The following is an 18,767-nucleotide window of genomic DNA, read 5'->3' as shown; positions in this document are numbered from 1 at the left end:
GCTTAGTCATCCTCTGTATATGGTTCTTTTTCCGCCGGAGGCAGGTCTCCGAATGAGGTCATGATGCCCTCTTCATCAAGCAGTTCTTCATATTTTTCATGCTCTTTCGTCGGATAGACCGTGATTTCTTTTCCCGTAATATCTGTCGCGGCATAATTTTCGTAATCTTCGACATAACCAAGCGGCTCTTCATATTCCATGTACATTTGGCTGTATGACAGCGGAGGGACAGCTAAATCCTGCGGTGTTTCCGAATTGCCGTAGCGCTCGACATCCTGATAAGCATCCTCTGAATCGTATGCCACATTTTCATCATCTTCATCTCGTTCAAAATGGCCGAAAGGAGGGTTTAACACTTCTTCTTCGATCGGACGGTCTTTTGATACAGATACTGTTGAAGAATGCTCACTGCATGTCGTTGCCGTAGGCAGCACGGAGAGCCTTTCGTAAGGAATGTCTTTTCCGCATACTTCACAACGGCCGTATTCTCCTTTTTCAATCAAAGATAACGCATGCTCAATATCGTGTAAATGCTCCCTTTCATGCTCGTAAAGGGCAAGATCTTTTTCCCGCTCGTAAAGCTCTGTCCCTTCATCTCCAGGGTGATTGTCGTAAGAGGACAGCTCCCCTGTTGAGTTGAAAGGATATGTGATATCCATGCCAAAATGGCCGCTGTCTTTAAACCGGCTCACAATCTGTTCTTTGCCGGCTTTCAGTTCATTTTCAAGTTTTGTCAACTGTTCCTTTGTTAGCACATGTATCGCCCCATTTCTAAAAAGTGCTGCCTTTTTAGTATGAACGAATTTAAACAGAACTTTCATTGTAAAAAAAGCAAAAAAAAAGAGCCTGCTAAGGGCTCTTTTTTTAGAAAATATATTGAATGGCCAAGGCAAGCGCAAGCAGAAGGCCGAAAAATGTGTTCGTCTGCGCCGTTGATTTCATCGCGACCATCAGATCGGCCGGTTTTTCTTTCACCTTGAATTCTTTGATCGCTTTAATCGGTTTCGGAAGGCTTAAAAGAACAAGGCAGCTCCAAAAAGAAATGATCCCGAACACGATGTACAGACCGATTAATAAATAAGAAACAATGAATACCCAGCTTAATATCTGTACGGCATTTTTTCTTCCTGCCAAAATCGGAAGCGTCTTTCTTCCGTTTTCCTTGTCTCCGACCAAATCGCGGATGTTGTTGGAAAGGTTGATTCCCCCGACTAGAATCGTGATCGGAAGCGAAATCAGAAAGACATTCCAAGCCAGTCCGCCGGTCTGGATATAGTAGGAAATGAGGATAATCATCATCCCCATAAAGACGCCGGACATGATTTCGCCGAATGGCGTATAAGAAATGGGAAGAGGGCCGCCTGTATAAAGGTATCCGACGGCCATGCAAATTAATCCGACGAGCGCCAGCCACCAGCTTGAAGACACACATATATACACACCGAGCACAACGGCTGCCAAGAAGAGGCCGTATGCCAGATATAATACCGTTTTTGGCTTCATTCCGTAGCGGACGATGGCTCCTCCGATGCCGACCGAGTTTTCATTATCGAGCCCGCGCACGTAATCGAAATACTCATTAAATAAATTTGTTCCAATTTGTATCAGGATCGAGGCTGATAACATAGCTAAAAACAGCCATATATCAATTCGCCCTGCCTCAAGGGACATGACCGTCCCAAGTGTAACAGGGACAAATGCGGCTGTCAGTGTATGCGGTCTTGTTAACATCCACCATACACGCCATTTTTCCGGCTTTATTTCAGAAACACTCCCTGAAAGTGATTGATGCTGCATAAAGTTTGACTCCTTTAGTTTTAATACGTACACGTCCATACTAAGTTTAGAAAAAGTTAAAAAAGGTGTCAATATAATGGGTGATATTGTTAGAAAAAAAGCAGCCGGAACACTGGTGAAAAATAATAAACCACCTTGTCTTTTTCAATTGGCCGATTACGTTTATAATAGTAAGGGCACCTGTTAACAAAGTGTCGTTTTGTTGACACACATCGTACACAGGTGTATGGTTATAAAAGCATTTTACGGATTTTGGAGGAATGTATCATGGTGACAACAGTGCAGCGCACCTTCCTTCGGGAAGCGCCTGAAGCATTAAATGTAGTCAAAAAAGTCAACCATGCTGTTTTAATAAGTTATTCCAGAAAAATAGAAGGCCTAGAAGCCCTTTCCTTTTTCAAAAGCGGAGAAGAAAAATATGCCGGCAACCGGTTTTTTTGGTCTGATCCTGAAGGGGAAATGACGCTTGTCGGCCTGGGAAAAGAAATAACGGTTTCCACTGATCAAAAGGATGCCGGCCGCTATCGGGATATACATGAAAAATGGGAGCGCTTAAAAGAGAAAGCATATCATTTCCATGAAGGTGAAAGAAGGAGTCAAACGCCAGCAGGGCCTTTGCTGTTCGGCGGTTTTTCTTTCGACCCATTGGAAGAACGAGATCAACATTGGAATGGCTACCAGGAAGGCGCTTTTTTTATTCCCTCTGTCATGCTGACGCAGGACGGAGAGGAATCATTTTTAACACTAAATCAATGGAAAGCTCCCAGTGAAGATGTTCGATTTGTTCTTGCTCATCTAAAGTCCGCTGCTTCTCAGATCTTAAAACAAAATGTTCTTCAGGAAAATGAGAAGGAACATCCTCTGTGTGAGGGCAGGGAAGAGCTGCACCTTCCGCAGTGGTTTGACGCGATTCGCCAGGCGACAGATGACATCAAAACAGGCAAATATGAAAAAGTCGTACTGGCAAGAGAAACCCTTTTGACGTTTAACAAACCTGTTCAGCTTCATGACGTATTGTGTAATCTTATGTCTGAACAAAAAACAAGCTATATTTTCGCTATTGAGGAAAACGGCAAAAGCTTTGTCGGCGCTTCTCCTGAACGGCTCATTAAAAAAGATGCAGACAAGGTGCTCTCCACCTGTCTCGCGGGCTCGATCAAAAGAGGCGAAAATGAACAGGAAGACCAGATGCTCGGTCTTGAGCTGTTAAACGATGAGAAAAATTTAATTGAACACGACATTGTCGTCAACATGATTTTCAAGGCGTTTTTATCAAACTGCAGCCATGTCAAAAAGCCGGACAAGCCGGGATTGTACAAAACAAAAAATGTACAGCACCTTTATACACCGGTTGTCGGCAAAATGAATGAGGAATCCTCCCTGTTTCATTTAATCGAGCAGCTCCATCCAACACCAGCCCTCGGAGGAGCGCCTCAGCACAAAGCAGTTGAGGTCATCCGGAATATTGAACCGATGTCAAGAGGATGGTATGCGGCGCCGGCAGGATGGATTGATATGCGCGGCAATGGAGAATTTGCGGTTGCGATCAGGTCAGGGCTGATTGAGTCGAAAGAGGCCAGGCTCTTTGCGGGCTGCGGGATTGTCGCCGATTCCGACCCCGCGCTGGAGTACGAAGAAACGCAAATGAAACTGAAGCCAATGCTGTCTGCTCTTGGAGGCGATACCCGTTGACTGAAAATCCGATTACAAAATATATAGGAAACTTTATTGATGAGCTTTCACTTGCAGGCGTAACTGAAGCGGTCATCTGCCCGGGATCAAGATCAACGCCGCTTGCGATTCTGGCGGCTGCTCATCCGGATTTGAACGTTCATGTTCATGTTGATGAAAGATCTGCCGGCTTTTTTGCGCTGGGAATGGCAAAGGCGAAACGAAAACCCGTCGCTTTGATCTGTACGTCCGGAACGGCAGCGGCCAATTTTTACCCGGCAGTGGTTGAAGCTCATTATTCAAGAATACCGCTCATCATTTTAACGGCTGATCGGCCGCACGAGCTTCGCGAAGTAGGAGCACCTCAAGCGATTGATCAGCAATTCTTATTCGGCAACTTTGTTAAGTATTTCACAGACTCGGCTCTCCCTGATATCCATCCGGATATGCTGGCATATATTCGTTCTTTGGCGGGGCGGGCTGCCGGAGAAGCGGCAAAAGCGCCGTGCGGTCCGGTCCATATCAATTTTCCATTGAGAGAGCCGCTGATGCCAAACCTAGATGATGAGCCGTTCCAAAGAGTGAGAAACCGCGGCCATGTGTCGGCCGCAAGCGGTCACGCCTCCGCTGACAAAAACGAGCTTGAAGCTTTAAGCGCTTTGATCCGTGAGACTGAAAAAGGTGTGATTGTTTGCGGAGAGCTTCAAAATGAAGACGCGGCCCCGCATATTTTATCTCTTTCAAAAGCATTGGGGTACCCGATTTTGGCTGATCCGCTGTCAAACTTGAGAAACGGCAGCCATTCTAAAGAAACGGTCATCGATGCGTACGATTCATTTTTGAAAGATGAAGAATTGAAGCAATATCTCATGCCTGAGCTTGTCATCCGTTTTGGGCCGATGCCGGTATCAAAACCGCTGTTCCAGCTATTAAAACAAAATCCAGCTATCCGGCAAATCGTCGTTGATCCTGATGGCGGCTGGCGCGACCCGACACAGCAAAGCTCCCACATGCTGCATGCTGCTGAACAGGAATTTGCCGCCTTTATGGAAGCCTCGCTTACCGAAAAGAAATCTTTCGGCTGGCTCGAAAAATGGCAGTTTGCCAACAAGCGATTCCGCCATCATTTAAGAAATCTTGAAGCTGAGGATCTTACATTTGAAGGAAATGTTTATCGACACCTGCAGCATTATATCCCGGAAAACAGTTCTCTGTTTGTCGGGAACAGCATGCCGATTCGTGATGTGGATACATTTTTTGAAAATCAGGAGCGGTCTTTTCGGATCTTTGCCAACAGGGGAGCCAACGGAATTGACGGAGTGGTGTCGACCGCCCTCGGCATTTATGCCGCAACAAAAAAACCGGTCACCCTTGTGATTGGAGATTTGTCTTTTTATCACGATTTAAATGGCTTGCTTGTCAGCAAAACGCTCGGCATCCCGTTGACAGTCGTTCTTGTCAACAATGACGGGGGAGGCATTTTCTCATTTCTTCCTCAGTCTGCTGAAGAGAAATATTTCGAGCAATTATTCGGAACGCCTACAGGACTGGAATTTGAACATGCCGCCAAACTTTACGGGGGACGATATGTATGTCCAGAATCCTCCGCTCATTTTGCCGACGCTTATTTATCTTCCGTCAACCGCCGCGGCCTCGATATTATTGAAGTGAAGACGAAGCGTGATGACCGTGTTCAGCACCATCGCCATATGCTTGATTCGGCGCTTCATGAAATCAGAAAAGAGTGGCCGTTTTGAAATTGACATTAAAAGACGGCGTCTCTTATGCAATCGAAGACACCGACGGATTACCAGCAGAAAAAACGGCGGTTTTTCTGCACGGCTTTACAGGAAGCGCAAAAACTTGGGACGAAGTTGACGGATACTTTCAGGGAATCCGCCGCATCAAAGTCGATCTGCTCGGACACGGCCGAACCGATTCGCCTGAAAATGAAAGCCGCTACAGCACGGAGAAGCAAATCGCCGATCTTGCGGAGATTTTTGATCTGTTGAAGCTGAAGCAGGTGTATTTGATCGGCTATTCCATGGGGGGAAGGCTTGCCTTATCCTTTGCGATGACTCATCCCGGCCGCGTGACAGCCTTGGTTTTAGAAAGCAGCTCTCCGGGTCTTCAAACACCTGATGAAAGACAAAAACGAAGGGAGCAGGACAGCCGTCTCAGCGAGCGGATTATAAAAGAGGGGATAGAACCTTTCGTCAATTACTGGGAGAGCATTCCGCTGTTTGCTTCCCAGCTTTTGTTGGCTGAATCCGAAAGAAACAAAATCCGCGAAGAACGGCTGAACAACAATCCGCTCGGACTTGCCAACAGTTTAATCGGCATGGGAACCGGTTCACAGCCTTCCTGGTGGGACAGGCTTGGTGAAATCACATATCCGTCTCTTCTCATTGCCGGCGGCCTTGATCAAAAGTTTGTCGGGATCAATCAAAAGATGAATCGGCACATCCCCGAATGCCGTCTAGTCGTGGCTGAAAAAGCAGGCCATGCGGTTCATGTGGAAGAACCCGATTTTTTTGGTAAAATAGTAAGTGAATTTATTTTAAAATAGGAGGTCACATTTCATGACTGTAGAATGGAAAAGCGAACGTCAATACGAAGATGTTTTATATGAAACATACAACGGAATAGCGAAAATCACGATTAATCGGCCTGATGTACATAACGCGTTTCGTCCGAAAACCGTATCAGAGCTAATCGATGCTTTTGCTTATGCAAGGGATGATGCAAATGTTGGCGTCATTGTTCTTGCCGGGGCGGGAGATAAAGCGTTCTGTTCAGGCGGAGACCAAAAGGTCAGAGGCCATGGAGGATATGTGGGAGAAGACGAAATCCCTCGTTTGAACGTACTTGACTTGCAGCGTCTCATTCGTGTGATACCGAAGCCTGTCGTTGCAATGGTGTCTGGCTATGCAATCGGCGGCGGCCATGTGCTGCATATCGTATGCGACTTGACGATTGCCGCTGACAACGCGATTTTCGGACAAACCGGCCCGAAAGTGGGAAGCTTTGATGCTGGATACGGTTCAGGCTATCTAGCGCGGATCGTCGGCCATAAAAAAGCCCGTGAAATCTGGTATCTGTGCCGTCAATATAATGCACAGGAAGCTAAGGAAATGGGCCTTGTCAACACGGTTGTTCCACTTGAAAAGCTTGAGGAAGAAACGATTCAATGGTGTGAAGAAATGCTTGAGAAAAGTCCGACAGCGCTTAGATTCCTCAAAGCAGCCTTTAACGCCGATACAGACGGACTTGCAGGCATCCAGCAATTTGCCGGGGATGCAACGCTCCTTTACTACACAACAGATGAAGCAAAAGAAGGCCGCGATGCGTTTAAAGAAAAACGCCGTCCTGACTTTGGACAGTTCCCGCGTTTTCCTTAAACATGATAAAAGAAACAGCTTGGTGCGACTGAGCTGTTTTCTTTTATCATTCAAGAAATTTTGTTCTTTGGAGATGATGACATGCTAATGGACCAGCCAAATTGGCTTCAACAGCGTGCAGAGCTGACACCTGACAGGGTGGCTGTGATTCAGGGCAATCAGCAGCTTACCTTCCTGCAATTACATAAAGAAACAAAAAAAATGGCCGCACAGCTGAAAAGCTGTTCTATCAGAAAAGGAGATACAGCCGCCATCCTTCTGACAAACCGGATCGAAATGGTCATCGCCGTGCATGCCTGCTTCTTTCTTGGCGTACGTATCGTTTTGCTGAATACAAAGCTGTCAAAAGCGGAAAGAACATATCAACTTGAACATTCAGAAGCGCAGCTGCTTATGACGGAACAGCCCTTCGCACAAGAGCATAAAAAAGATCATTTTGTCCGCACTTTTGCAATAGAAGACGTCCAACAGATTCCGGCTGAACCGCTTTCAGATGCTGCCGATATCCATTTAGACGATACGGCCACGATCATGTACACTTCAGGTACGACCGGACGTCCGAAGGGGGTTATGCAGACATTTGCCAACCATTATTTCAGCGCAGTTTCCTCTGCCTTGAATCTTGGTCTCGCAGAAAATGACCGCTGGCTGATCGCCCTTCCGCTTTTTCATATCAGCGGATTATCAGCCCTCTTCAAATCCGTGATTTACGGAATGACAGTTGTGCTGCATCAAAAATTTGATGTGGAAGATGTTCTTCATTCGATCAAAGACAATCAAGTGACCATCATTTCGGTCGTTCAGACGACGCTTTCCCGGCTGGCTGCAAGTGTGGACAACTGTCCGGAACCGCTGAGATGCCTCTTGCTGGGAGGAGGGCCTGCACCGTATGCATTGCTTGAAGAATGCAAAAAGAAACGGATGCCTGTCGTTCAATCATACGGAATGACGGAAACGTGTTCACAGATTGCGACACTCGCTCCCGAATACAGTATCACAAAGCTTGGATCAGCCGGCAAACCGCTGTTTGCTTCAAGCATCAGAATCGAACAAAACGGGGCGGTCTGCAAAAGCGGGGAACACGGTGAAATTACTGTAAAAGGGCCTGCGGTAATGAAGGGCTATTTGAAAAATGAGGCGGCAAACCAAGAGTCATTCGAGGAAGGCTGGTTTAAAACCGGAGATATCGGGTATTTTGACGATGACGGATTTTTATATGTTTTGGACAGACGTTCAGACTTAATGATTTCAGGCGGGGAAAATATTTATCCCGCAGAAATTGAAGCGGTTCTCATTGCACACCCTTCAGTAGCTGAAGCGGGAGTGAAAGGGGCCGATGACGAGACATGGGGAAAAGTACCTCACGCCTATCTCGTTGTCAATGAGCCTGTCGATGAACAAGAACTATTCCGATTTTGCCGAGAACGGCTTGCTTCATATAAGGTGCCGAAAGCTTTTCATGTTGTCGGCCAATTACCGCGCAATGCTTCAAATAAATTGATGAGACACAAATTGTAGAAGGAGATCGCCATGATTCAAATCAGACAGCTGACATTGTATCACCTCAGCATGCGGTTGAAAAAGCCTTTTAAATCAAGCTTGGAAACCTTTCAAGAACGTAAATTTATCATTATCGAGGCGGAAGACCAAAGCGGTGTGACTGGCTGGGGAGAAGTCTCCGCTTTTGCATCGCCGTGGTACACGGAAGAAACAACGGAGACATGCTACCACATGCTGAAAGATTTTTTTATTCCGGCTGTGCTCCGAGAATCATTCACACATCCTTCAGAAATTCCCGACAGCCTTCGCGGATTTAAAGGCAACCGAATGGCGAAGGCAGGACTTGAGGCTGTCTTTTGGGACATTTATGCCCAAAGAAAAGGCATCTCTTTAAGAGAGGCGCTTGGCGGAGTGAAAACAGAGGTGCCTGCCGGCGTTGTCGTCGGACTTGCACCGCTTGAGGATATGCTTCAGGAAATTGCCCAATATGTAAAAGAAGGATATCAAAGGATAAAACTCAAAATTCAGCCTGGACAGGATGTAGAGCTGTTAAAAGAAATCCGTAAACATTTTCCGAGGGTTCCCCTGATGGCGGATGCGAACTCTTCTTATAACCTGAAAGATATCAGCCGGATAAAAGAGCTGGACGAATTCAAGCTGATGATGATCGAACAGCCGTTGGCAGATGATGATATCGTAGACCATCGTCATCTGCAAAAGCATATAAAAACATCGATTTGCCTTGACGAAAGCATACGTTCTGCCGAAGATGCGAGAAAGGCAATCGAACTTGGAAGCTGCAAAATCATTAATATCAAGCCTTCGCGGGTCGGGGGACTAACGGAAGCGCTGAAGATTCACGATCTTTGCAAAGAGCATAACATGCCAGTCTGGTGCGGCGGCATGTTTGAAACAGGCATTTCCAGAGCGCATAACATCGCACTCAGCTCTCTTCCGCAATTTTTAATACCAGGTGATATTTCCTCATCTTCACGGTATTGGGAAGAGGACATAGTAAAACCGGAAATTCAGATTGACAATGGATTTATAAAGGTTCCGGACCGCCCCGGAATGGGATTTCAAGTGGACGCAAATATTTTGAGAAAAAATTCGTCTAAAATGGATGTATTTAAGCAGTAAAAATCGCCTTTAGCCTGCAAATATCCGCATTTTCAAGATTTGTTTAGCTGTTAGCTTTCTTGTATATTGAATATGTACATTATTCCCTTCTCGTTTGGGCCGGCTTCATCATGGAGCCGGTTTTTTTATCTCCTGAATAAAGAAAGAGCTGTCCTGATGACAGCTCTTTCTTATTCCCCCAACAGCAGGTCTTCATGCTCGGTCTGTCCGATCAGCCGATCTGCCTGTTCAGGCAAACCGTCAAGACAGCCGTATTCATAATCCCATAAGTTCATGAAGGAGCGGGCAGCCTTTTGGAAAGAGGTTTCATCGGCTCCCTGAACTTCTTGATAAAAAGCCTTTAGCAGCAACTCTTTATTCATGATTGTTCCTCCTTCATCACTCTGGTTTAATGGTGTTCAGGTTTAAATGTTTTACAATCTGTTTCTTCGCTTGATGAAGCTTTTTCGCCTTCTGCATGGCTGACGACATAGATGGCGTCTGCTGTACATTTGTTTCCTTTATCCCAGTATGTGCAGTTGTTGACTTCACACAGTATTTTTTGGTCCATCTGGTTTGGCCCCCTTAAAAATAGTGTACGTTTTTTAGCTTAACCGAATACGCCGGGTTCATACTTATTCAGGCTGCTTAATATACCGCTTGTCTTTCATGAATAATTTCCAGAAGTAATAGAAGCCGGGAAACAAAATAATAAAACCGATGATGTATGAGATGAACAGCGCTCTGAACGTTTCCGGAGCGGTGAAGCCGGATTGAATCGTGACATCAGGGTAGATCATATATGGGAGATGGGCTCTTCCGTAGACGTAGCTGGCCGTAAAATACTGGAGTGTAATGGCAATAACGGCGAGACGCGGCTTTCCCAGACGATCTTTATTGTCAGTATTCGGCAAAAACAGAGCGACAAATGCGATAAGAAACAGCAGAAAAGACAGAATCAGCCATGGAAGACCGTTCATCATTTTCGTGTATAGCCAGTTTGCTTCAGTTCTCATTGTCATCATAATGCTGAAAGACAAAAGCAGAGCGAGCGGCCCGGTAATCAGAGCGTTGCGGCGATAAACTTGATATGCGTCTCTTTCATCGGCTACATTTGAAAAATCAGCAAGCAATAATGAAGACAAAAACAGGGTGCTGAAAATGGCAAATCCCATAAATGAATAAGCATGCGGGCTTAAAAATAAATTGGTGAAATCCAATTGATGGCTGCCGTTTTGCCGATATACAACATTTCCGTGAGTGACGGGCAGCACAAGGATTAAAACGGCGGGAATGATAAAACCGCTGATGCCTGAAACATAAGTCAACGCTCTTTCATACCCTTTCGCGGCGTGGGAAAATACCAAAAAGCCGCTTCGAATGGCGAGCAGCAATAAAATAATGCTGCCGGGAATCAAAAGCACCGTTCCCAACACAAAAGTCCCCCCGGGAAAAAAGCTGAAGAGGGCAACGACAATTCCGACGATAAAGACATTTGTGACTTCCCATGTCGGAGAGAGATAGCGGTTTGCGATGTTTGTCGCTTTTAACTGTTTTTTATTCATATAAATCATCGACCAAAAGCCGGCTCCAAAATCCATGGACGCCATGACGGCGTAGATGAATATGAATCCCCAGACGATCGAAATAGCCAGCAGGGCATCTGTTGTTCCATCCAATAGCATCATATGACTCCCTTCTGTTGTCCCGTGATTTTTATGCTTCAGAGGTTTTAAGGTCTTCTTCGACAGGATGGCGTTTAAAATAATATTGCAAAACGAACACCACCGCTGCTCCTAAAATGACATAGACAATAAAGAACAAAAGAAATAATATGCCGATTGAACCCGATGTCGTGACCACTTCAGACGTTTTCTGCATGTGATAGATCACCCAAGGCTGTCTTCCGGTACATGCAAAGACCCAGCCGAATTCAATCGCAAGCAGGCTGAGCGGTCCTGCCGTCGTAAAAAAAATCAGCATCCAGCGCGGAAAATGGTCTCTTTTTAAAACCTTTCTCCATATTAAGCCGGCTGCGGCATAAACGATCAAGAGGCTGCCGATTAATACCATCCCGTTAAACAGCGTATGGATGAACAGAGGCGGCCACTCATCCCTCGGAAATTCATTCAAACCTTTAACGACGGTATCAAACCGATTACCTGCCAAAAAGCTCAGAGCCCACGGAATTTCAATCGCCCACTTAATCGATTGTGTGGCTTCATCAGGTATACCGCCGATTGCCAGGGGCGCATGGGACTGGGTTTCAAATAACCCTTCCGCACCGGCCAGCTTTTCAGGCTGATAATGGTGAAGATATTGTGCGGATTCATGCCCGCTTATTGCAGTGATCAGAGAAAACACGCCTCCGACGAGCAGTCCGAGCAGAAGCGCTTTTCTATGCAGGGTATACACTTTTTCGTTCCCGCGATTGCGGAGCATTTTGTATGCCGCGATTGTCGCAATGATAAAAGCGCCTGTCATAAAAGCAGAAACAACGACATGGCCGGCCGTCACTGCAAAGCTTTTATTAAAAAAGGCTGTCCATGGCTGAACGTCTGTGATTTCACCGCCCACAATCTTGAAGCCTTCAGGCGTTCCCTGGAAAGCGTGAACGTTCGTAATTAAGATGGCTGAAGCGGCCGCCCCGATGACGATAAAGATAACGGCTGTGATTCTCATGAGAGGTGTCAAGCGGTCTGCCGCATATACATAAATAGACATGAACAAAGCCTCGATAAAAAATGCGTAAATTTCGATTTGAAAAGGCAGTGACATCACTTTTCCGATCACTTCCATGAATCCAGGCCAAAGAAGCGCCAGCTGTGTTCCTGCAATGGTTCCGGTCGGGATCGCAACTCCCAGCAAAACGGCTTGCGCCTTTGTCCATCTTTTAGCCATAATGCCGTAATGGGGATCTTTTGTTTTTTGATAAATCAGCTCAGCCAAAAGGATCATCAAAGGAATTCCGACGCCCAAAGATGCGAAGATAATATGGAATCCCATCGTTGTTCCGAAAAGGCTTCTTGCAAAAATTAAATCATTCATCCGGAAAGCCACCTTTCATGCACACCATTTTGCTTTTATTGTTTACCTCCTTTTTTAGATTATTCTTCCTCTTGAATATCAAAATTGTAAAATGCTTAAAATATGTAAAAAGGAAGCGTTGCTTTTTGACATGGAGAAATGGAAGGTTTATAATAAAACGTAATTGTTACGTTTTAAAGGAGGAATGGATCAATGAAACCCAATATTCATCCTAAAACCCATAAAGTGATCTTTCAGGATGTAAACAGCGGATACCGTTTTTTGAGCAGTTCAACAAAAACGTCTTCTGAAACGGCAGAGTGGGAAGACGGCAAAACGTATCCGGTGATTAAAGTTGAAGTGAGTTCTGACACCCATCCGTTTTACACAGGCAGACAAAAATTCAATGAAAAAGGCGGAAGGGTTGAGCAGTTTAAGAAAAGATTCAACATGGACTAAAAGGCCGGGGCATCCGGTCTTTTTTTCTGCAATACAATTAAAAAAACGCGCATGCAGGCATGCGCGCCAGAAGTTATAGCTATTGATTTGATAAAGCTTTTTTCAATACAGATAGGTTTTCTTTCATGATGCTGACATAGTCTTCACCATTTTCGATGTCCTCTTTAGAAACGGATTCAAGGTTTTTCATCGTCAAGCTTTCAGCACCGATCTCTTTTTTAATGATCTCTGAGATTTTGCTGCTCACATTGCTTTCAAAGATCACATATTTAATATTGTGTTCTTTTGCGGTTTTAACGATATTTTCAAGCTCTTTTTGGGAAGGCTCCTCTGTCGGTGAAAGGCCAAGCACGCTCATTTGTTCAATTCCATAGCGCTTTTCCCAGTAGCCATATGCGGCATGAGAGACGAGGATTTCTTTTTTGTCGGCCTTGTCGACTGTTTGTTTAAAGTCCTGATGAAGCTGATCCAAATCTTTTTTTAGAGATTCATAGTTTTTTGTAAAGGTTTGTTCATGATCCGGGTCTAATTGAACGAGCTCATTTTTAATATTTTCCGCTAGTTGTTCAGCAAGAACTGGGTCAAGCCAGATGTGCGGGTCTTTATCTCCGTGGTCATGATCGTGTTCTTCAGATTCGGCATGCTCATGACCGTGATCCTCGTCATGTCCGTCTTCTTCATGTGCATGCTCTTCTTCGTGGGAGAGGAGATCGATGCCTTCTCCCGCTTTGAGGATTTTAACGTTGCTGCCTTTTAATGTATTGACGGCTTTCTCTGCGAAGCCTTCAACACCAACGCCGGAATAAATAAAGGCGTCTGAGTCCGAAATCTCCGCCATTGTTTTTGAGCTTGGCTCATAAGTATGTGCCTCAACGTTAGGAGGGTAGACGCTTTTGACGTTCACATATTCCCCGCCGATTTTTTCTGTGAAATCTTCAAGCGGATAAATGGTTGTATAAATGTCCAATTTTTCTTTATCTTCTTTTTGATCGCCGGAAGCTCCATTGCTTGAGCAGCCTGCGGTTAATCCGGCAGCAAGAATGAATGCAGATGCTAATCCGAATGCTTTTTTCATCGTATTTCTCCTCTCAATATAAAAACTGAAGTCGTTCCGATTTAATGAATCCTGTATCATTGTATCGTAATAATTACGATTTGAAAAGAGGAAATCATAGTTAAATAAATTCTGGAAGCGGGTCGTCCATGACCGACCAGTCTGAAACCATTTCTTCCTCGCTCAATAAACACTCATCAAGGGAGCGGATCAAATCCGCCCGGTTCATTTGAATGCCGATAAACACAATGTCTGTTTTACGGTCACCGTGCGTTTCATGCCATTCCTGTTTCAGTTCGGGATCTTCTTCAAGTGCAAGCTGCTGTTCTTCTTGAGAACACGCTGCAATCCAATGACCGGCGCTTTGGATCATCAGGGAGGAACCCGCCTGAGAAAGAAGGCCGGCTGTTTCATTTCTGCTGGCGAGCCAGAAAAATCCTTTTGCCCTGATGATTTCAGCGGGCCAGCTTTCCAGCCAGCTCATCAGCCTTTCAGGGTGAAACGGCCGCCTTTTTTGATAGACGAATGAAGAGATTCCGAATTCTTCTGTTTCAGGTGTGTGTTCTTCATTCAGCTCTTTGATCCATCCGGCGGATTGGCTTGCTTTTTCAAAATCAAATTTTTTTGTGTTGATGATGTTATGCAGCGGTACTTTTCCAAATGCGGCAGGGATCATTTCACAGCCGGGATTTAATTTTTTTAAGGACCAGAAAAGCTTTTCCTGCTCTTTTTCGCTCAGCAAATCGGTTTTATTTAAAATGATCACATCGGCAAATTCAATTTGTTCAATTAATAGATCGGCCACTTCCCGGCTGTCGGTTTTATCGGCGGCCTGTTTTCTTTCCAACAGGCTTTCACCAGAAGCAAAATCCTCGAAAAAACGGCTGCCGTCGACAACCGTTACCATCGTATCAAGCCGGCAGTATTCGGTTAAATCAATGTCAAGTTCCTCGTCTTTGTATGTGAAAGTCTGGGCGACGGGAATCGGTTCGCTGATCCCGGAAGACTCGATGAGGATGTAGTCGATGCCGCCGCTTTCAGCAAGCTTTTTGACTTCCAGCAGCAAATCATCTCTGAGCGTGCAGCAAATACAGCCATTTTGCATTTCGACGAGCCTTTCCTCAGTCCTGATGACATCCTCTCTTTTAATAAGAGACCCGTCAATATTAATTTCGCTCATGTCGTTTACAATCACGGCAATGTTTAATCCATGGGATTCATGCAAGACGTGCTGAAGAAGCGTCGTTTTTCCGGATCCGAGATAACCGCTTAAAACAGTGACCGGAATGAATTGAGAAGCCATTTTTATCCCCTTCCTTAAAACGAAATAATTACGATTTGTACATTAGAATATTACGTGATAGATGAAAAAAAGACAAGCCATATGTTATATTTACATAAAAAAGCATTTAGAAAGGAATCGAGTCATGAAACTTTTGGACAATATTCTAGAATATAATCAGCAGTTTGTTGAACGCCAGGACTATAAGAAATATGAAACAAGCAAATTCCCCGACAAAAAAGTGGTCATCCTTTCCTGTATGGATACAAGGCTTGTCGAACTTCTTCCGCACGCCATGAATATGCGGAACGGGGATGTCAAAATCGTCAAGAGCGCAGGCGCCCTCGTGGCCCATCCTTTTGGAAGCATCATGAGAAGCATTCTTGTCGCCGTCTATGAGCTGAATGCAGATGAGGTATGTGTGATCGGTCATCATGATTGCGGAATGAGTAAGCTGAAAAGTGATAGCTTTTTGGAAAAAGCGGTTCATCGCGGCATTCCAAAAGAACGGATTGAAACGCTTGAGTATTCCGGTGTTGATTTTGAGCAGTGGCTGAAAAGCTTTGATTCTGTAGAGGACAGCGTCAGAGACAGTGTAAATGTCATTCGAAACCATCCGCTTACACCGGAAGACGTGCCTGTTCACGGACTTGTCATCAATCCGGAAACAGGAAAGCTTGAACTTGTTGTCAACGGTTATCAGGAAGGTCATTAATCTTTCTGCTTTTTTTCAGGCACGGGATCAACACCGCCGGGATGAAACGGGTGGCACTTCAGAATCCGCTTGATGGTCAGCCATCCTCCTTTGAACGCCCCATGCTTTTCGATTGCTTCAAGTCCGTAATTGGAGCATGTCGGATAAAAACGGCATGAGGGCGGCAGGATTGGAGATATCCATTTTTGATATATGCGGATGATCAGCATGAATAGAGTTTTCATAGGTTTCAGCACCTTTTTTGTTTTTCTTTATTATAATATAAGCAGAAAACGTACAAAAAGGAAAAGCATTCACCTGAAAACTTACCGGTAAAGTATGATATAATACAAAAAAGACCGAATAGAGGGGAGAGATGAACCATGCCTTCAGTTGAAAGTTTTGAACTTGATCATAATGCAGTAAAAGCGCCTTATGTCAGACATTGCGGTGTGCATAAAGTCGGAACGGACGGCGTTGTCAATAAGTTCGATATCCGTTTTTGCCAGCCGAATCAACAGGCAATGAAACCTGATACGATTCATACACTTGAGCATTTGCTTGCGTTTACGATCCGCACTTATGCGGAAAAATATGACCATTTTGACATTATTGACATTTCACCGATGGGATGCCAGACAGGCTATTACCTTGTTGTAAGCGGAGAGCCGAAAGCGGAAGAAATTGTCGATTTGCTTGAGGACACGTTTAAGGAAGCCGTTGAAGTGACGGACATTCCGGCGGCAAATGAAAAACAGTGCGGCCAGGCGAAGCTTCATGACCTTGAAGGTGCAAAACGCATGATGCGCTTTTGGCTTTCGCAAAATAAAGAAGATTTATTAAAAGTATTTGGATAAAGCCAAAAACAGCCGGTGCCAATTTTCTTCATTTGAAGAGAAATGGCGCCGGCTTTTCATTTTTTGTTCACAAAGAAAATAATGCCATTAATACCTGAACTTTGCTACACTTGATATGTAGTACATAACATGACAAAAAGGGTGATAGGATGCGTTGGGGAAAATGGTTGATTCTCGTGTTTTTAGCGATTGGCCTGTCTGCCTGCGGACAAACTGAAAAGCCGGCGGCATCAGATGAAGAGCCTAAAGTGCTGACAGCCAAGCTTTCGGCGCCTGAACAAATCGCTAAAGATGAAAAGGCTGTCATAAAAGCGTCTGTGCTTTACGGGGACGAGCCGGTGACAGATGCAGATGAGGTGGAGTTTGAATACTGGAAGGCGGGGAGCAAAGAAGAGAGCCAGCTTCAAAAAGCGAAACATGACGGAAAAGGAGTCTACAGCATGGAGAAATCCTTTTCTGAAGACGCGGATTATAAAATTCAAGTCCATGTCACGGCAAAGAAGCAGCATACGATGCCGGTAACCGACATTAAAGTCGGATCGGGAGACCATGAGAAGCAGGCGGAAGACGAAAAAGAAGAAGCCCATCATCACTGATGCGGCTGTTCTTCTTCCTTTGACGGCGGAGGATCGACCTTGTGCTTGTAGTCATATGCTTTTGCTGTCGTGACTAGTGACACCGCCAGAATGGCGCCTGTAATTAAAATGCCCACAACAATCCAAAACAGGATCATACTTTACCTCCGAATGCTTTTACCAATAGTTTACCATATGGGAGAAACAAAATCAGGATCAAGAGTAAAAGAAATGTTTCCTGCACAAGCTAAACGGGTAAAACAAAAGTAAACCAAAGGAGGACGATCATCATGTCGGAAAAGTTGAAAGCAACGGTTAACAAACAAGTCGCAAACTGGACCGTGCTGTATATGAAGCTACATAATTATCATTGGTATGTGAAAGGCAAAGATTTCTTTACTTTGCATGAAAAATTTGAGGAGCTGTATACAGAAGCCGCAGTCTATATAGACGATTTGGCTGAGCGCCTGCTGGCTATGCAAGGCTCGCCGGTGGGAACGATGAAGGAATGCCTCGAGCTGTCTTCGATTAAAGAAGCGGACGGCAGCGAGTCTTCGGAGCAGATGGTGCAAAATATTTACGATGACTTTTCAACGGTGGCCGAGGAGCTGAAAAGCGGGATCGAGCTTGCCGAGGAAGTAAATGATGAAACGACGGGAGACATGTTTCTCTCGATCCATCAATCGCTCGAAAAACACAACTGGATGCTGAAAGCATATTTGGGATAATCAAAAAGTCCGGGCGCAGGCCCGGCTTTTTTGTGTTATTCGTTCTTTTTAAAGCCTCTTTTGAGAATTGTCAAACAATTCATCCAAGCCTTTCAAAGCTCTTTTTCATAGGATAAGCTATGAAAAGTCTTTTTTGAAAGGATGTTGAAGCGCATGATTAGGGACTTAGGCATCTTTTCGCTAGCGGCCGGTTTATCGGCCATTGGGTTTTTATTCGGTACGATCGAGTATTTATTTATGATTTTAATTACGTTAATGGGAATTGAATTTGTAAGCAAAAGCTTGAATGAATGTGTGAACGATCAATTTGCGATCAACAGACTGTTTACAAGGCTGGCGAAAAAATTAGTCACGCTTTCTCTCATATCTGTCGCTCACTTTTTTGATCAGCTGCTCCAAACCGATAATTCGATCCGCGATTTTGCCATCATGTTTTATATTTTATATGAGGCGTTTCAAATTGTGAGCACGGCCCATTCGTTAGGAATACCCGTTCCGCAGGTGTTTTTGGATATTCTTGAAATCATTAAGGAAAAACTGCGGGGAAGGCCGTAACATTTTAGAACAACTGGCAATACTAACACAAAAAAAGGATGATTGGCT

General features: G+C 44.8%; 22 protein-coding genes. 12 read left to right on the top strand and 10 right to left on the bottom strand.

What is annotated here, in order from left to right:
• Positions 1-2 precede the first annotated feature (2 nt).
• Together RBH91_RS17030 and RBH91_RS17025 are read right to left on the bottom strand one after the other, a co-directional pair.
• Positions 3-755 carry a TraR/DksA C4-type zinc finger protein gene (locus RBH91_RS17030; protein WP_187444676.1) on the bottom strand — a complete coding sequence of 251 codons (753 nt, stop codon included), beginning with the start codon at positions 753-755 and terminating at the stop codon, positions 3-5.
• Between the two features lie 109 nt (positions 756-864).
• On the bottom strand, positions 865-1,797 hold the full coding sequence (locus tag RBH91_RS17025) for a 1,4-dihydroxy-2-naphthoate polyprenyltransferase (RefSeq protein WP_076761334.1): 933 nt from the start codon (positions 1,795-1,797) through the stop codon (positions 865-867).
• 267 nt (positions 1,798-2,064) lie between these two features.
• On the opposite strand from RBH91_RS17025, the gene RBH91_RS17020 reads away from it, so the two are divergent.
• The 6 genes from RBH91_RS17020 (at position 2,065) to menC (ending at position 9,509) form a co-directional block, all read left to right on the top strand.
• Positions 2,065-3,489, top strand: a complete 1,425-nt coding sequence (locus RBH91_RS17020) for an isochorismate synthase (protein ID WP_307892318.1) — start codon at positions 2,065-2,067, stop codon at positions 3,487-3,489.
• The gene (menD, locus tag RBH91_RS17015) at positions 3,486-5,225 is read left to right on the top strand and encodes a 2-succinyl-5-enolpyruvyl-6-hydroxy-3-cyclohexene-1-carboxylic-acid synthase (protein ID WP_307892317.1); all 1,740 of its coding nucleotides are present in this window, start codon (positions 3,486-3,488) and stop codon (positions 5,223-5,225) included. The genes RBH91_RS17020 and menD overlap by 4 nt, the downstream gene beginning before the upstream one ends.
• Positions 5,213-6,037, top strand: coding sequence for a 2-succinyl-6-hydroxy-2,4-cyclohexadiene-1-carboxylate synthase (gene menH, locus RBH91_RS17010; RefSeq protein ID WP_307892316.1), 825 nt, complete (start codon positions 5,213-5,215; stop codon positions 6,035-6,037). The genes menD and menH overlap by 13 nt, the downstream gene beginning before the upstream one ends.
• A gap of 13 nt (positions 6,038-6,050) precedes the next feature.
• The gene (menB, locus tag RBH91_RS17005; protein WP_076761338.1) at positions 6,051-6,869 is read left to right on the top strand and encodes a 1,4-dihydroxy-2-naphthoyl-CoA synthase; all 819 of its coding nucleotides are present in this window, start codon (positions 6,051-6,053) and stop codon (positions 6,867-6,869) included.
• 81 nt (positions 6,870-6,950) lie between these two features.
• Positions 6,951-8,387, top strand: coding sequence for an o-succinylbenzoate--CoA ligase (locus RBH91_RS17000; protein WP_307892315.1), 1,437 nt, complete (start codon positions 6,951-6,953; stop codon positions 8,385-8,387).
• Between the two features lie 12 nt (positions 8,388-8,399).
• Positions 8,400-9,509 carry an o-succinylbenzoate synthase gene (gene menC / locus RBH91_RS16995; protein WP_307892314.1) on the top strand — a complete coding sequence of 370 codons (1,110 nt, stop codon included), beginning with the start codon at positions 8,400-8,402 and terminating at the stop codon, positions 9,507-9,509.
• A 170-nt stretch (positions 9,510-9,679) separates the two neighbouring features.
• On the opposite strand, the gene RBH91_RS16990 is transcribed toward menC, so the two are convergent.
• The 4 genes from RBH91_RS16990 to RBH91_RS16975 all read right to left on the bottom strand — a co-directional run bounded on the left by RBH91_RS16990 (position 9,680) and on the right by RBH91_RS16975 (position 12,536).
• The gene (locus RBH91_RS16990) at positions 9,680-9,871 is read right to left on the bottom strand and encodes a hypothetical protein (RefSeq protein ID WP_076761341.1); all 192 of its coding nucleotides are present in this window, start codon (positions 9,869-9,871) and stop codon (positions 9,680-9,682) included.
• Between the two features lie 26 nt (positions 9,872-9,897).
• Positions 9,898-10,059, bottom strand: a complete 162-nt coding sequence (locus RBH91_RS16985) for a DUF1540 domain-containing protein (RefSeq protein ID WP_076761342.1) — start codon at positions 10,057-10,059, stop codon at positions 9,898-9,900.
• A gap of 64 nt (positions 10,060-10,123) precedes the next feature.
• Positions 10,124-11,167: a cytochrome d ubiquinol oxidase subunit II gene (locus RBH91_RS16980; RefSeq protein ID WP_307894782.1), complete on the bottom strand. Its 1,044-nt coding sequence runs from the start codon at positions 11,165-11,167 to the stop codon at positions 10,124-10,126.
• Between the two features lie 37 nt (positions 11,168-11,204).
• On the bottom strand, positions 11,205-12,536 hold the full coding sequence (locus RBH91_RS16975) for a cytochrome ubiquinol oxidase subunit I (RefSeq protein ID WP_307892313.1): 1,332 nt from the start codon (positions 12,534-12,536) through the stop codon (positions 11,205-11,207).
• A gap of 192 nt (positions 12,537-12,728) precedes the next feature.
• Between RBH91_RS16975 and RBH91_RS16970 the strand changes: the two genes are divergently transcribed.
• The gene (locus RBH91_RS16970; protein ID WP_076761344.1) at positions 12,729-12,974 is read left to right on the top strand and encodes a type B 50S ribosomal protein L31; all 246 of its coding nucleotides are present in this window, start codon (positions 12,729-12,731) and stop codon (positions 12,972-12,974) included.
• A 79-nt stretch (positions 12,975-13,053) separates the two neighbouring features.
• Here RBH91_RS16970 and RBH91_RS16965 read toward each other — a convergent pair whose 3' ends face one another.
• A complete protein-coding gene (locus RBH91_RS16965) occupies positions 13,054-14,049 on the bottom strand; it encodes a metal ABC transporter substrate-binding protein (protein WP_307892312.1) in 996 nt (331 codons plus the stop codon).
• Between the two features lie 100 nt (positions 14,050-14,149).
• A complete protein-coding gene (locus RBH91_RS16960; protein WP_307892311.1) occupies positions 14,150-15,331 on the bottom strand; it encodes a GTP-binding protein in 1,182 nt (393 codons plus the stop codon).
• Between the two features lie 124 nt (positions 15,332-15,455).
• Between RBH91_RS16960 and RBH91_RS16955 the strand changes: the two genes are divergently transcribed.
• Complete coding sequence (locus RBH91_RS16955) at positions 15,456-16,025, top strand: beta-class carbonic anhydrase (protein ID WP_307892310.1); 570 nt, start codon at positions 15,456-15,458, stop codon at positions 16,023-16,025.
• On the opposite strand, the gene yidD is transcribed toward RBH91_RS16955, so the two are convergent.
• Positions 16,022-16,249, bottom strand: coding sequence for a membrane protein insertion efficiency factor YidD (gene yidD / locus RBH91_RS16950; RefSeq protein ID WP_307892309.1), 228 nt, complete (start codon positions 16,247-16,249; stop codon positions 16,022-16,024). The genes RBH91_RS16955 and yidD overlap by 4 nt on opposite strands.
• Before the next feature lie 138 nt (positions 16,250-16,387).
• On the opposite strand from yidD, the gene RBH91_RS16945 reads away from it, so the two are divergent.
• Both RBH91_RS16945 and RBH91_RS16940 read left to right on the top strand, forming a co-directional pair.
• A complete protein-coding gene (locus tag RBH91_RS16945; RefSeq protein WP_307892308.1) occupies positions 16,388-16,861 on the top strand; it encodes an S-ribosylhomocysteine lyase in 474 nt (157 codons plus the stop codon).
• Between the two features lie 149 nt (positions 16,862-17,010).
• Positions 17,011-17,457, top strand: a complete 447-nt coding sequence (locus RBH91_RS16940) for a FixH family protein (RefSeq protein ID WP_307892307.1) — start codon at positions 17,011-17,013, stop codon at positions 17,455-17,457.
• Here RBH91_RS16940 and ytzI read toward each other — a convergent pair.
• Positions 17,451-17,594, bottom strand: a complete 144-nt coding sequence (gene ytzI, locus RBH91_RS16935) for a YtzI protein (protein ID WP_076761351.1) — start codon at positions 17,592-17,594, stop codon at positions 17,451-17,453. The two genes, RBH91_RS16940 and ytzI, sit on opposite strands and share 7 nt — an antisense overlap.
• Before the next feature lie 132 nt (positions 17,595-17,726).
• On the opposite strand from ytzI, the gene RBH91_RS16930 reads away from it, so the two are divergent.
• Positions 17,727-18,164, top strand: a complete 438-nt coding sequence (locus RBH91_RS16930) for a Dps family protein (protein ID WP_307892306.1) — start codon at positions 17,727-17,729, stop codon at positions 18,162-18,164.
• A 153-nt stretch (positions 18,165-18,317) separates the two neighbouring features.
• Complete coding sequence (locus RBH91_RS16925; protein WP_076761353.1) at positions 18,318-18,719, top strand: phage holin family protein; 402 nt, start codon at positions 18,318-18,320, stop codon at positions 18,717-18,719.
• Positions 18,720-18,767: the final 48 nt, after the last annotated feature.

Source organism: Bacillus swezeyi (assembly GCF_030908325.1).
In the GTDB taxonomy this organism is placed as follows: domain Bacteria; phylum Bacillota; class Bacilli; order Bacillales; family Bacillaceae; genus Bacillus; species Bacillus swezeyi.
Note: the sequence above shows the minus strand (reverse complement) of the source record. Positions and strands in the feature narration are given on the sequence as shown.